Consider the following 14431-nt stretch of genomic DNA (forward strand, 5'->3'; position numbering starts at 1 on the left):
TAACATATAGAGCGATTTGTGATATTCACACGATTCCTCTCTGTATGGCTCAAGAGCCTTTCATTGCACGTCTCCCCTTGTTGCGTTCATTCATTGTCAAATTGCCATTCTATCAGCCCAGCAGTTCATACGCCGGCAAGGTTAAAAATTCAATAAATTCATCTTCTTTGACAAGCCGGTCAAACAAGGCCACTGCTTCTTCAAAACGGCCGGCCCGGTAATATTCCTCCCCGATTTCCCGGCGGATGCGTTCCAGTTCTTCCGCTTTGATTTGTTCATATAGCTCAATCGTCACTTTTCTGCCGTCTGCAAGCACGCCCTTCGGATGGCGAATCCAGTGCCAAAGCTGGGTGCGTGAAATTTCAGCCGTCGCCGCATCTTCCATTAAGTTCGAGATCGGCACAGCGCCCCTCCCCCGGAGCCAGGATTCGATGTACTGGATGCCGGCATAAATGTTTTCGCGGATGCCTTTTTCCGTAATTTCCCCTTGCGGCACAGCGAGCAGATCATCTGCCGTTGCCGTAAAATCCATCTGCTTGCCGGAATGGATTTGGTTCGGCTCGGGCATTTCTTTGTTAAATGCTTCCATGGCAACCGGCACAAGCCCCGGATGCGCGACCCAGGTGCCGTCATGCCCGTCTCTTGCTTCCCGCTCTTTATCGGCGCGCACCTTTTGGAAGGCTTCTTCATTTTTTGCCGGGTCGTCTTTTACTGGGATCTGCGCAGCCATTCCCCCGATTGCCGGCGCATTCCGGCGGTGGCACGTCTTAATGGTCAAAAGCGAATAAGCGCGCATAAACGGTACCGTCATGGTGACGAGAGACCTGTCCGGCGTAATAAACTGCGGATTGGTGCGCAGTTTTTTAATATAGCTGAAAATATAATCCCAGCGCCCGCAGTTGAGGCCTGCCGAATGCTCTTTCAGTTCATACAGGATTTCGTCCATTTCAAATGCAGCCATGATCGTTTCAATCAGGACAGTTGCTTTAATGGTGCCTTTCGGGATACCGATATACTTTTGCGCAAAGATAAAAACATCATTCCAAAGGCGCGCCTCCAGATGGCTTTCCATTTTTGGCAGGTAAAAGTACGGGCCTGTGCCGTTTTCAAGGAGCCTGCGGGCATTATGGAAGAAATAGAGCCCAAAATCTGTTAAACTGCCGGATACGGGTTTGCCGTCTACTAAAATATGTTTCTCTTCCAAATGCCATCCGCGCGGCCTGACAATTAAGACAGCGGGATGATCGGCCAGCTTGTATTCTTTTCCGTTCGGGCCGGTAAACGTAATCGTCCGGTTGACCGCATCACGGAGATGGATCTGGCCTTCAATGATATTCTCCCACGTCGGGGAAGTGGCATCTTCAAAGCAGGCCATAAATATTTTTGCGCCTGAATTCAAAGCATTGATCACCATTTTCCGGTCAACCGGCCCGGTAATCTCCACACGCCTGTCCTGCAAATCTTCGGGAAGCGGGGCAATGGTCCAGTCGGATTCGCGGATGGAGGCCGTTTCTTCGAGAAAATGCGGAAGCTTGCCCGACTTGATTTCTTCATCGCGTTTTTTTCTGTAGGCCAGCAGTTCGCGCCGCCTTTCGCCGAAATGCCGCTCCAGCTGTTCCAAAAACTGCAGCGCTTCCGGGGTCAATATTTCGTCATACCCGTCCTGGATGGATCCCGTTACGGTAATGCCTGGTGCTTTGGTCTCCATATCTGCACTCCCTTTCTTGTTATAATACAGTGTGTTTTGCATGTTTTTATTATATAACAGCACTTTCAAAAATGGTAGCCTTTTTTTGAAAAAAATTTAAAAAATGTTTTCCTTTTTTGAAATGTGACATACTAAAAAGAGCAGATACATTTTTCATGTATCTGCTCTTTTTTCAGTTATAAATATGGACGGTTGGGTCTTTTGCTTTTGAATTCCTTACAATGAGCGCTTTTGCTTCATTGTTGGCCGTGATGCTCACCTGTAGATTGACGTAATCTGGGAATGTTTTGACCACCAGGCCGGCGACATATTGCGTAAAAGCAATGACTTCCGCCTGCCCGTAAAACTGGATCGGAATGTCGATGCTTAAATCAGCAAGCTGCCCGTCACTGTATCTTGCCCTGCCAATGCATCCGGTATAATTCGGGAAAAAGTCTTCAATGTCCGTTTTAAAATTCTCAAATGTTTTCTCATCGTCACGATGAGCTTTTTCCGCATCGTCGGACGGGAACAAATAATATTTTTCATTGATGTTTTTCCAATCGTCTGCAGAGGTGCTGTTTGCCGGAACGGTAGCGTAAGCAAAATAGTTTCCGGGAATCACGGAATCCTTGCTCTGCTGTTTGTACAGCCCGACCGTAATCGGGACATTTTTCAATGCATTTATATTGCGCAGGCGCCGGACGACTTCCGATGCAATCTGCTTCCCTTTTTCGTCTAACGTTTTTTGGGGAATATTGACGTCATACGTGGAACCGTACTTTTCCGTCTGATAGTAATAAACTGAGTTCAGGGCAAGCCCGATGGCAACGCCGGACAGTTTGACGTTCCCTTTGCTGTCTTTTGTTAAATAATCCTGTTCGAGAATTTGCGCCAAATAAATCGGGTTTTTCTCGTTTTGCTGCTTTGCCGATCCTTTTCCATCATTCACCGGATTCAAGCCGACATTGTCCTGTTCTTTCAGGCCTTTCTTTTTCAACTGGTTTGCCGTATATTTCCGGTTCAGCCATTTTGTAATGGTGTCGGAAGTCAAATACTGGCCTTCCTGAAAAAGATAGTCATCCGGCGGGTAATTTCTCTGCGCAACCCGCATCAGGCCGGTTTCAAATTCCTCGATATCATACGAAGTGTTTAAGTTGCTGACAACAAGCCCCCGCGATTTGCTCGTTTTATACGGGTAAATATTTTTATAATACTGGTCGGAAATCTGGTAACTCGAAACAACGGACGTTTCTTTTTTATTGTTGCTTTTCTGGACCACTTTGTTATCCGAGCCGAAACCCGGTGTACAGCCAGCCAGTAAAACCATCGATATGATGAGGGGGTACCATTTTTTCATACTGCCTTTCCACCTTTTTGATTTCTCGCTTTCCCTTGCATTTATGAATTGAGCCGTTCCAAAAACGCTGCTTCATCCCATACTTCAATGCCGAGCTGTTCCGCTTTGGCCAGCTTTGTGCCCGCATCTTCCCCGGCGATGACAAGGTCGGTATTTTTGCTTACGCTGCCGGTCACATTTGCCCCGAGCGCCTCCAGTTTTTCTTTTGCTTCGTTGCGGGTCAAGTTCACCAGTTTCCCGGTTAAAACGACCGTCTTTCCGGCAAAAGGCGAATCTGCATTGCGCTTTTCCGCACGTTTGGGGCCTTTATAAACCATGTTGACCCCGAGCACAGCCAATTCCCGGACCAGGCCGAGCGCTTCTTCATTTTCAAAATACGCAACAATGGAATCCGCCATCTTTTCGCCAATATCGGGTATGGCTTCCAGTTCTTCACGCGTTGCTTCAGACAGCCGTTCCATTGTTTCGAAATGCTCTGCTAAAATTTTCGCAGCTTTGGCGCCGACATGGCGGATGCCGAGGCCGAATAGCAATTTTTCCAGCGAATTCTTTTTTGAGGCTTCAATTGCGGCAAGCAAATTGGAAACCGATTTTTCCCCCATTCTTTCCAATTGCAGCAGTTCTTCTTTTTTCAGCCGGTAAATATCCGCGACATTGTGGATCAATTCATGCGCGAACAGCTGGCTGATGACCTTTTCCCCCAGCCCTTCAATATTCATCGCATTCCTTGATACGAAATGGATCAGCCCTTCGCGGATCTGCGCCGGGCAGTTCGGGTTAATGCAGCGGAGCGCCACTTCATCTTCGAGCCGGACAAGCTCGCTGCCGCAGTCCGGGCAGTGGGACGGCATGGAAAATGCCCGCTCCTCGCCGGTTCTCCGTTCGGGAATCGGGCGGACCACTTCGGGAATGATGTCGCCCGCTTTTTTTACTATGACATAGTCCCCAATCCGGATATCTTTTTCGCGGATCAGATCTTCATTGTGGAGCGTGGCCCGCTGGACGGTTGTTCCGGCCACTCTTACCGGATCCAGTATCGCAGTCGGCGTGACAACCCCGGTGCGGCCGACTTTTACTTCAATGCCGGTCAGTTTTGTGACTACTTCTTCGGCAGGAAATTTGTAAGCAATGGCCCAGCGCGGGCTTTTCACCGTTGTGCCAAGGGCGGCTTGCTGGGCATAGTCATTTACCTTAATGACAATGCCGTCAATTTCATACGGGAGGGCCGGCCGTTTTTCCGTCCATTCCGCGATAAATTCGAGTACTTCCCCGATATCCCGGCATATCCTTGTTTCTTTATTGACCTTAAGGCCGAGCTTTTCCAAATACGCAAGCCCTTCGCTATGGGTGGCAATATTGAGCCCGGTTGTATCACCGATCGCATACATAAATGTATCAAGGTTCCGGGATGCCGCAATTTTCGGATCGAGCTGGCGGAGCGAGCCGGCTGCCGCATTGCGCGGATTGGCAAACGGTTCTTCCCCGTTTTCTTCTTTGATACGGTTCAATGCCTCAAAAGACTTTTTCGGCATAAAACATTCCCCGCGCGCCTCGATGGTGACCGGTTCATTCAGCCTGAGCGGTATCGAGCGGACGGTTCTGAGGTTGGCCGTAATGTCTTCACCGATCGTCCCGTCCCCTCTTGTGGACCCTTGGACGAATAAACCATTCTCATATTTAAGCGAAATCGCCAGCCCGTCGATTTTCAGTTCGCACACGTATTCATATGGATCGCCGGCCGTCTCCCGGACTCTGCGGTCGAAATCGCGAAGGTCGGCTTCGTTAAAGGCATTTGCCAGACTGAGCATCGGTGTATCATGGACCACTTTGGCAAATCCGGATAAAGGTTCTCCTCCGACCCTTTGCGTTGGTGAATCCGGCGTGATCAACTCCGGATGCGCATTTTCGATCTCCTGCAGTTCACGCAAAAGCCTGTCGTATTCCGCATCCGGGACGCTCGGGCGGTCGAGCACATAATATTCATAACTGTACTGGTTCAGCAGTTTGCGCAGTTCGGCTGCCCGGGCGGCTGCCGCGTGATTATCCATGTGCAACAATCCTTTCCATCAGGGCAAAAGAGGCATTTGCCGCCTGTGTCCCTTTCGTTGTCCAGACTTATTCTATTCTACTTTTGTAATCGGCGCAAACTCGGCTAAAAGCCGTTTGATGCCGACAGGGCTCGGGAATGCAATGTCAAGTTCGGCTGATTTGCCTTCTCCCTTGACACTGACAACCGTGCCGATCCCCCATTTTTTATGTTCGGCTTTATCGCCCACTTGCCAGGAAAGATTGCCGGCCCCGTTTTGTTGCCAGGCAGGAACAACAGGCGGCCGTTTCTCTTTTCTTTCCGTTTTGCCGCGCGAAACCTGGCGGAAATCGAGCCGGTCTTTTTCCTCCTTGCGAATATCCTCGATCAATTCTTCCGGAATTTCATTGATAAACCGTGAAACCGGATTGATATTCATGCGCCCGTAAAGCGTCCGCACTTCGGCATTGGTCAGGTACAGCTCCTCCTGTGCCCGCGTGACGCCGACATACATGAGCCGCCTTTCCTCTTCCATTTCCGCTTCGTCCATAAGGGAACGGCTGTGCGGGAAAATGCCCTCTTCCATGCCGATCAGGAAGACAACCGGAAATTCAAGCCCTTTGGCAGCGTGCAATGTCATTAATACAACAGCATCTTTTTGTGCATTATCTTCTTCAAGCCGGTCAATATCGGCGACAAGCGCCAAATCCGTCAAAAAGGCGACAAGGCTTTTGTCATCGTTCTCTTTCTCAAATTCCTGGGCAACCGAAAGAAATTCATCGATATTTTCGAGCCGGCTTTCGGCTTCAAGCGATTTTTCCAGTTTCAGCGCATCCCTGTAGCCGGACTTGTCCAGCAATTCTTCCACCAGTTCGGTAACGGATAAATATTCCTGCATCCGGGTAAAATTGCTGATAAGCTCATAAAATTCCCGGCAGGCTTTGGCAATTTTCGGGCTGAGGCCGATAAAATCTATTTCCTGAAGGACAGTAAATAAGGAAACCTCCTGGTCCGCCGCATATCGCACGATTTTATCCAATGAAGTCTGGCCGATACCGCGTTTCGGCACATTGATAATCCGGGCCAGGCTGAGGTCGTCATCCGGATTGGCGATGACCCGCAAATACGCAAGAATATCTTTAATTTCTTTCCGGTCGTAGAAACGGGTGCCGCCAACGATATTGTAGGCAATGTTCGATTTCATTAATACTTCTTCAATGACACGGGACTGAGCGTTCGTGCGGTATAGAATCGCAATATCGGAGTGCCGGCGTTTGCCCGATGCAGTGAGTTCCTTAATTTTTCCGGCAACAAACTGCGCTTCCCCCTGTTCGCTATCCGCCCGGTAATAGACGAGATTTTGCCCCTCATCGTTTTCCGTCCATAAATTTTTCTTTTTCCGGTTTGCGTTGTTTTCGATGACTTTATTGGCCGCCTGTAAAATTTTCTTCGTCGAGCGGTAGTTTTGCTCAAGCAAAATGACTTTCGCGTTCGGATAATCTTTTTCGAACGACAGGATATTGGCAATATCCGCACCGCGCCAACGGTAAATCGACTGGTCATTATCCCCGACAACACACAAATTCTGAAATCTTGAAGCCAACAATTTCACAAGTGTATACTGAGATTTATTGGATATGGATAGGTAAGCCTTTGAAGTCATCTCCAGCTTTCCCCCCCATTCACACCGTACGTGAGAGTTTCCCCTCATACGGCGTTCCATCAATTTGTTATCGCGTTATAATACCTACTATTTTATCGTTTCCAACCAAAACACGAAGTTTGTTGATTTTATCTAGGGCATTCTCGTCTAAGTTCAGCTTTTGGAGATATTTCTGGATGGTCACTTTTTCTGTTGAGTGAATCAACTTGTGAACATCCTTCCTTATGAATATAAGATTTCTATACTCATCACTTCCACCTTGATTTCTTGGTATCTTGTGATGAACTTCCATATCTCCAAGTTCTAATGGTACATTTGTTACTGCACATTGTCCAAGTTGTCCTACGTAAAGGGATATGCGATTATCATTATATTCCATGCTTTGATCAGGTAAAGGATTATACATAAGATGATGAATGATTGCCTGATTACATCCCTTAAGTTGATCATGTATCTTCTGTCTTCCCAAATCTGTATAAGGGCAAATATCCTGACTAAAATTAGTTGGATATTTAGTTCTTATATGATCAATTGGAAAAACATTTACTCCATGGATAAAAATCACTTTCCCATTAAATTTCGGATACAATTTTTTAAATGTGTTTGACTTTGTACCTTTCTGACTTAGAATAGCTTTCGTTCGGTTGTACAGGATCTTTCTGACCGAGAAGCCAATTTTACTTAAATCAACAGTGATATGAGTCGCATACCGGTAATAATTTTGGATTCCTACAATCGTTGCATTTAGCTTAGATACCTCTCGCGGGCTGTTCTCAACCTTTTTGATTTGGCCACGTAATTTTGCAATGGCCTTCTTTTTCGCTTTATCACTCATATTTGTTTTAGCTACAAATTTGTCTTTTTTCGGGATAGCTTTCATTTTAAACCCAAGGAACGTAGAATGCTTTTTCCGCAAATTAATTACCCCAGATTTTTCAGGACTGGTTTCTAGTCCCAACCTTTCTTTCAGCCATTTCTTCACGGCTTCAAAAATAGCGAATGCATCTTTATGATTACGGCAAAAGATTTTAAAATCATCGGCATATCGGACAATAAACATTTCCTTCAGTCCAGTTTTTCTCAATGCTCGATATTTTGCACTTTGATCTAATACCAGCCTTTTGCCAATCATTCGTTCCCGATTGTAATTCTTTTTCGTTTTGAAAGTTTCCCATTGGCTGCTGATCCACCAGTCCAGCTCGTTTAAAACGATGTTGGATAGTAGTGGTGAAAGAATTCCGCCTTGTGGCGTTCCTTTTCCTGGTATACCAACACCCTTGATTTCCGCTTTAAGCATTTTGGATAAAATATTAATGACCTTCTTATCCTGAATGCCCAGTGACCATATCTGCTTCAGTAGCTTGCCATGGTTAACATTGTCAAAGAATCCCTTAATATCAATGTCCACGGCATAATGGAGTTTGTTTTTGTTTACCAAGGTTACTGCCCTTGATAATGCATGATGTGCACTCCGGTTTGGACGAAAACCATAACTGTGTGGATGAAACTTTGCTTCACAGATAGGTTCAAGAACTTGTTTCACACATTGTTGAATCAAGCGGTCTTCAATAGTTGGTATACCTAAAGGCCTCATGGTCCCATCCAGTTTAGGGATCTCTATCCTTCGGACAGGATGTGGTTTAAAATTAGACATCCTTGCTCTTACATACTTTATAAGAGACGAAGGATCCTTTTCCCCAATATCAAGAATGGTTTTACCATTCGTCCCACTCGTTTTGCTTCCGCGATTCTTTTTGATATTTCGGAAGGCCAACTTAATATTTCTTTCATCAATGATAAGATCATACAGCTCTCGGAATTTGTAGCCATTTTTACTTTGAGCGTAAAGTGTATCTAACGCTGCTTGCATATTGTAGTATTCATTATTACGCAATTTTTGTTTCTTCTTTAGCTTTTGGTTGTTATCAGTCAACTAATCACCACCCGGTTACTGGCAGCTTTCGTTTCTCTTAGTCATACTCGAACCTGATAGACGATAAATGTAGTTGCTTTAACAAATTGACTAGTGGCTATCCCTCCATGATGTTTCCATCACCTCAACGGTACTGTGCCACCACTTTCACTGACATAAAGATAAGTTATAGCCTTCGCTTTTCCTTATCACCGCTTCATTGGCCGGTAAGTCCTCCGCGTTGTCAGCTTCCCACGTTCCGATGATTCTATCTGTACATACACTTTTAGGTGAATCCTCTAGTCCTGCTAGCTTGGACGTGCCTGTAACACGTCAAGGTGTTTCATAAAGACAATTCTTACTCCACCTCACTAGCGCCACGTACCGTGACAATGCCATTTCTAGCATCTATACCTCTAGAACCGTACATTCGGATTTTCGTCAGTTAGTTGTTGTTCACTAACATTCTCACCATGAGTGTTTTATAGACCCCCGGCTTATTTGCTGCACCTTCCACCTCTGGAAAGCTTTCGTCAACTTGACTTGTTACGGCAGCATTCAGCCGACTTCACCGAGCTTATAACCTCAAGATCCTTACCTATCTTGACGCTATTCGGAGGATCAGGGAGAGCCTTTCCGGGCGTTACTCCTTCATTCGACTCTTCGAATCATCAGTTCTCCCAGCTTTCGCTGGTGGCTAATCTTTTCAATTAGCAACGTGTCGCACTATCCTGATATTCATCAACGTGGATGTATTGGAATTTTCTTTGGTAATATTCGAGGACTTCCGGGACGCGCTTGAACAATTGGATTGTCATCATGATCAGATCGTCAAAGTCAAGCGACTGGTTTTTCCTCAGGCGTTGCTGGTAAGCTTCGTATACATCACTGACAATTTGGTCAAAAAAATCGCCCGCTTGTTTGGCGTACTGTTCAAAATCAATCAGTTCATTTTTCGCGCTGCTGATTTTCCCTAAAATCGCCCGCGGGTCAAATTTTTTCGGATCCAGATTTTTTTCTTTTAAAAGGTTTTTAATGACCGATAGCTGGTCGGTCGCGTCAAGGATGGAAAAATTGCGGTTAAAGCCGATCCTGTCGATATCCCTCCGCAAAATGCGCACGCACATCGAATGGAAAGTGGATATCCACACTTCCTCAGCGGCACCGCCCATGATCCCGGCAATCCTGTCCTTCATTTCGCGGGCGGCCTTATTGGTAAACGTAATCGCTAAAATATTATACGGATTCACGCCTTTTTCCACCATTAAATAGGCAACGCGGCGGGTCAGCACCCGTGTTTTGCCGCTTCCCGCCCCGGCAAGAATCAAAAGCGGCCCTTCCGTTGTTTTGACCGCTTCTTTCTGTTCGGGATTTAGCCCGCTCAGAATACGGTCGGTTAAAAATTGCATGATTTCACCACCACATGAGAATGTTTGTTCTATTTTATCACAAACCTGTTTGCTTTACAACCCGGACCGTTTTCACAGCCTCGTGTATATCTTCATAAACCACATTGCCGACGACCACTACATCTGCAGCCCGTGCCATCTCCGCAGCCTGTGCCGCAGTGCGGATGCCACCGCCGTAAAACAAAACGGTACTTTCCAGTACTGTTTTCACTTTTTCGACAAGCTTCGGATCTCCGTAAGTTCCGCTGTATTCCAAATAAAAAACCGGAAACTTGAACATATGCTCCGCCATGCGTGCATAAGCGAGAACGTCGTCGTCATCGAGGCCGGTTTCCGCTTCTGCAAGCTGTGCGGCTTTACAGTCCGGATTTAAAATACAGTAGCCTTCCATGACGATCTCATTCCAATTCATCCATTCCCCGTATGCTTTCACTGCTTTATGGTGGGCACCGGTGATCCAATTTGTATTTTTGCTGTTTAAAACCGCCGGAATCAAGTAAAGGTCATAAGCGGGTGCGATTGCGTCCGCATCCGATACTTCGAGGCAGCACGGCACGGCGTATCTTCTTACCCTTGACATTAACTGTAACGTGTTATCAAGGGTGACACCGTCCGTTCCGCCAATCATCACTGCATCTGTGCCGGACTCGCAAATTTTTTCCAAATCTTTTTCCGAAATATCTTTATTCGGATCCAATTTGAAGGCATGCCGCCATTCACGCACATCATACATCAACCGGAAATCCTCCATTCTTCTTCCATCATAGCCCATTATAGCATTTGAAGGTACAGGCAAAAAAGCTTTTCATTAGAACGGGAAAATATAACAGCCATGCCCGGAAACACCGCGCTTTCCCGCCGGCAAAGCCGGAAAATCTTTCCTGAAAAGCCGCACCGGCAAAAAGAAAAATAAAAGCGCAACCTTCCAGCAAGCGTGATTCTATCACGGGAAGCGGTTGTTCTGCGCAAAAAAGCCCCTCTTTTAAAAGAAGAGCTTTTTTCTTTTTATTCTGATGGGTCTTCTTCTGCACGGTTTTCCTGCCTGTGTTTTTTTTCGATCCGGTCGAGGACCATCTGGTAAGAATCGTTGCCGTAATTCAGGCAGCGTTTGACGCGCGAGATAGTGGCCGTGCTCGCGCCGGTTTCCGTCTCAATCGCATGGTACGTCTTATCATTGCGCAACATTCTCGCCACTTCCAGGCGCTGCGTCATCGCCTGGATTTCGTTGACAGTGCATAAATCGTCAAAAAAACGGTAGCACTCTTCAATCGTTTCAAGCGACAGGATCGCTTCAAACAGCTGATCCAGCGCTTTTCCGCGTAATTTATCTATTTGCATAAACGTTTTTCTTCTCCTTTGCTCTATTGCTTTCCGGCACGGCTCTGCCGGACTGCCCGAACCCTTCCTAGTCTGTAACGGTAACACTGCTTAAAGTGGGTACAATATTGACCCACGTTTTGCCCGGCACCAATTTGACCAGTTCCCCGTTTTGATACGGAAGAATCCTGCCGCTGTCATTTTCCCATTCGACTTCTCGGAGCTTTCCCTTTTGGATAAGATACGCTTTTCCTCCGGATGTTAAATCAATATCCTTGCGCCCGTGGCTGTCAATCAGCTTATGTTTGGCAGCAACAATGAACAAATTGTCGATGAGAACCGGCTGTCCGTTGTTTGCATCCACCGTCTCCGCCCCGCCAGCGTAACGGGCATACTTTCCTTTTTCTGCGTTATACCGGTACACGGCATTTAAATTGTCCCGGCTTGAATAACGGATACTGACTTTCCCCGCGGAAATGCCCGAAATGTTTTTCACTTCTTTTGCAGAGGCAAAAGAAAGGGGAGACGGGGGCTGGTTCATCACATAGCCTTTTTTCCGTGCACCTTTTAAAATGTTCTGATAAGTGATATAGGAATTATGGGGCGCTTTTCTGGCTGCCGACCGTTTGAACAAAGTGCCGTCATACTGCATGCCGTTCAGTTCATCGACATAGCCCGAATCAAGCAGCTTTTTCGCGCCCGGGCTGTAGCCATGGGCAATGTATAAAGCATCGTATCCTTTTGCCAGCTTGATGAAATACGGCCTGGCGCTCCGGACCGGCCCGAATTTGGCCGGCATATGGCTTTCAAAAATTGCGACAAACCGGGTGATTTCCCCTTCCGCCAGGGCTTCATAAACAACATCGGCTGAACTAAGCCCCGATTGCGGGCGTGCAAGCGGGTGATTGTTGATCATGACGGCAACCGCCCGTTTTGCCGGCCTGTTTGTTGTCCGGAGCCCTGTCAGCGGTGCTGTCCACTGGTGTGCCGCAGATTTTCCGGTTCCCTGCTGATTTCCGCCTGTACCATGCTGGCGGCCGCATGCCGATAGCACCAGCAGAAGGAACATCAGGCCAATCAGTCGTTTCTTTCCCATTTTTGCAACTCCAATCACGCTTTCTTAAATGCACCGAACAGCAAATCACAGCCAGCCGTACAGAAAGAGGTTTTTCGGAAACGAACGATCTCCCTTTTTACGACCCGCTTTAAAATTTCCGGTACTTTATTATTTTAACGCATTATTGTTGGAAAGAGTATCGTTTTCTTCATGACATCGTACATTCCTTTGGAAGTAATCCGGATATAGGGCAAATGGGTCGCGCATAAAAAGAGCAAAGAATACATCGGGTCATCATATGCATAGCCGCGGTCCCTTAAAATGCCGGCAAATTTTTTCATATCCCCGATCAGTTCATCCATGCTTTTATCCGACATGATCCCGCCGACCGGGAGCGGAATTTCCTGGATGATTTTCCCACTTTCCGCAATCACGATGCCGCCGCCCATTTCTTTCATCCGTTTAAACGCAAGCAGCATATCGCTTTTTGATTTTCCAATGCAAAGAATGTCCCCTGTCGATGAATAAGAAGAGGCAAGGCCCATCAGATTTTTGGCAAATCCTTTCACCAGTGTGTTGATCCGCCATTTTCCTTTTTTATCAATTAACATAAGAAAATTGTCCTCATAGGCGTCTGGCAGCACCTCATACGATACGTCATACGAAATGGAGTACGGTTTTGTAATGACGCTGTTGGACATCTCCAGCCCGAACGGCATGGAAAATTGCAGGTCGTCGTACCCGAGATCCCAATCAAGTTCAAGCGGGCCTTGGCCGTATAATGCCCAATCAACCGGTTCTTCCGGTTCGGTTCCTTTGCCGTCTTTTTTCAGCCATACCCCTTTTGACAGGACCGAAACAGGCACCGGGTTTGTTTCGCTTTCCAAAAAATTGATGCTTGCCACCCGGCCTGTTGCAATGATGCCGTGCAAATGCTGGATATTGTAGTAACGCGCCACATTGTAGCTTGCCATTAAGTATGCGTCCACCGGCGGCACCCCGTGTTCCATCGCGATTTGAATCATCCTGTCGATCACGCCTTCTTCGTAAAAAGCAGGCGAGCTGCCGTCGGTTGTAAAAAACATTTGATCAAACTGGTCAATGCCGAGCGCTTTCATTTCATCCAGCAACACAGGCAGGTCTGGGCGGATGGATGAATGGCGCAAAGACACCGTGTATCCCTGCATCAGCCGGGTCAGCACTTCCTTGCCCGTCATCGCTTCATGGTCACAGTCTGCCCCAAACAGCATCATTTTTGCCAATGTTTTCTCGGATGCCCCCGGGAAATGACCTTCAATTTTTTTTCGCATCCGCTTGGCTTCCTGAATCCAATGGAGCATTAAGTCGTCGCCGTCCGCCAGTTTCGGCCAGCCGGTCAGCTCCCCTCCCTGCAGGACAGCATCATGCTCGAGCCACGATTTTACACACTCGTGAGAAAAAACCATTTCTTCGTCCACAAGCTCCGTTTGCCCGTCGAACCGGGCCCACCAATACATCGTAACCGGTGAATGGCGGAGCTTTTGCATCAGGGAAAACGCTTTCTTTTTGTCTGTTAATAAAACGAGTATGAGGTTATCGTTGATCAATGTTGTTGTCCCTTTTTGCGCTGCATAATGGGCAAAGGTTTGGGGATTATAAAGTTGAAACGGATGGACATGCGGTTCAATATACCCGGGCACAAGCCACTGCCCCGAGCAATCGGTGAATTCGCATCCGGATGTCTTTTCAGGCAGTTTTTCCCCGGTGTATACAATCCGGTCCTGATAAATCCAAATATTGCCCGTCACCCATTTTCTTAACGTCGAATGAAGAAACCGGGCATTTGTTAAAACCATGTCTGGCGAAAGCTTGTCGTCCAGCACGGCGACATGTTCCCTGATTTGTTTGTTTTTCCATCGGTAACGTTGGTCAAGCATTGTCTCATTCCTCCCTAGGGAGACCCTAATATATTCATATATTACCATATTTTATCCATTAAAGCAGTAAAGAAGTTTGAAAAC

Annotated in this window: 8 protein-coding genes and 2 pseudogenes; all 10 read right to left on the reverse strand. The window is 46.9% G+C overall.

The genetic code is table 11. The annotated features are described in order from the left end of the window. Window positions 1-112 precede the first annotated feature (112 nt). Complete coding sequence (gene aceB / locus IC21_RS06365; RefSeq protein ID WP_029142033.1) at window positions 113-1708, reverse strand: malate synthase A; 1596 nt, start codon at window positions 1706-1708, stop codon at window positions 113-115. Between the two features lie 172 nt (window positions 1709-1880). Next, complete coding sequence (locus tag IC21_RS06370) at window positions 1881-3047, reverse strand: CamS family sex pheromone protein (RefSeq protein ID WP_029142034.1); 1167 nt, start codon at window positions 3045-3047, stop codon at window positions 1881-1883. 41 nt (window positions 3048-3088) lie between these two features. Next, window positions 3089-5095, reverse strand: coding sequence for an NAD-dependent DNA ligase LigA (ligA, locus tag IC21_RS06375; RefSeq protein ID WP_029142035.1), 2007 nt, complete (start codon window positions 5093-5095; stop codon window positions 3089-3091). A 72-nt stretch (window positions 5096-5167) separates the two neighbouring features. Continuing rightward, window positions 5168-6709: pseudogene (locus IC21_RS06380) on the reverse strand (3'-5' exonuclease); the annotation flags it as partial. A gap of 94 nt (window positions 6710-6803) precedes the next feature. After that, window positions 6804-8669 (reverse strand): group II intron reverse transcriptase/maturase, encoded by a 1866-nt coding sequence (gene ltrA / locus IC21_RS06385; protein WP_029142036.1) that lies wholly within the window; start codon window positions 8667-8669, stop codon window positions 6804-6806. A 704-nt stretch (window positions 8670-9373) separates the two neighbouring features. Further along, window positions 9374-10057 (reverse strand): annotated as a pseudogene (locus IC21_RS06390) (UvrD-helicase domain-containing protein); the annotation flags it as partial. 37 nt (window positions 10058-10094) lie between these two features. Further along, window positions 10095-10790, reverse strand: a complete 696-nt coding sequence (gene pcrB, locus IC21_RS06395; protein WP_029142037.1) for a heptaprenylglyceryl phosphate synthase — start codon at window positions 10788-10790, stop codon at window positions 10095-10097. A 272-nt stretch (window positions 10791-11062) separates the two neighbouring features. Continuing rightward, window positions 11063-11395 (reverse strand): YerC/YecD family TrpR-related protein, encoded by a 333-nt coding sequence (locus IC21_RS06405; RefSeq protein ID WP_013860590.1) that lies wholly within the window; start codon window positions 11393-11395, stop codon window positions 11063-11065. 67 nt (window positions 11396-11462) lie between these two features. Further along, on the reverse strand, window positions 11463-12470 hold the full coding sequence (locus tag IC21_RS06410) for a DUF3048 domain-containing protein (RefSeq protein WP_029142038.1): 1008 nt from the start codon (window positions 12468-12470) through the stop codon (window positions 11463-11465). A 134-nt stretch (window positions 12471-12604) separates the two neighbouring features. Continuing rightward, window positions 12605-14347, reverse strand: coding sequence for an adenine deaminase C-terminal domain-containing protein (locus IC21_RS06415; protein ID WP_029142039.1), 1743 nt, complete (start codon window positions 14345-14347; stop codon window positions 12605-12607). Window positions 14348-14431: the final 84 nt, after the last annotated feature.

It is taken from the genome of Heyndrickxia coagulans DSM 1 = ATCC 7050, assembly GCF_000290615.1.
Classification (GTDB): domain Bacteria; phylum Bacillota; class Bacilli; order Bacillales; family Bacillaceae_C; genus Weizmannia; species Weizmannia coagulans.

Coding starts and splice junctions, on each gene's coding strand:
- aceB (WP_029142033.1), bottom strand. CDS start 1,708: ATGGAGACCAAAGCACCAGGCATTACCGTAACGGGATCCATCCAGGAC.
- IC21_RS06370 (WP_029142034.1), bottom strand. CDS start 3,047: ATGAAAAAATGGTACCCCCTCATCATATCGATGGTTTTACTGGCTGGC.
- ligA (WP_029142035.1), bottom strand. CDS start 5,095: ATGGATAATCACGCGGCAGCCGCCCGGGCAGCCGAACTGCGCAAACTG.
- pcrB (WP_029142037.1), bottom strand. CDS start 10,790: ATGTATGATGTGCGTGAATGGCGGCATGCCTTCAAATTGGATCCGAAT.
- IC21_RS06405 (WP_013860590.1), bottom strand. CDS start 11,395: ATGCAAATAGATAAATTACGCGGAAAAGCGCTGGATCAGCTGTTTGAA.
- IC21_RS06410 (WP_029142038.1), bottom strand. CDS start 12,470: ATGGGAAAGAAACGACTGATTGGCCTGATGTTCCTTCTGCTGGTGCTA.
- IC21_RS06415 (WP_029142039.1), bottom strand. CDS start 14,347: ATGCTTGACCAACGTTACCGATGGAAAAACAAACAAATCAGGGAACAT.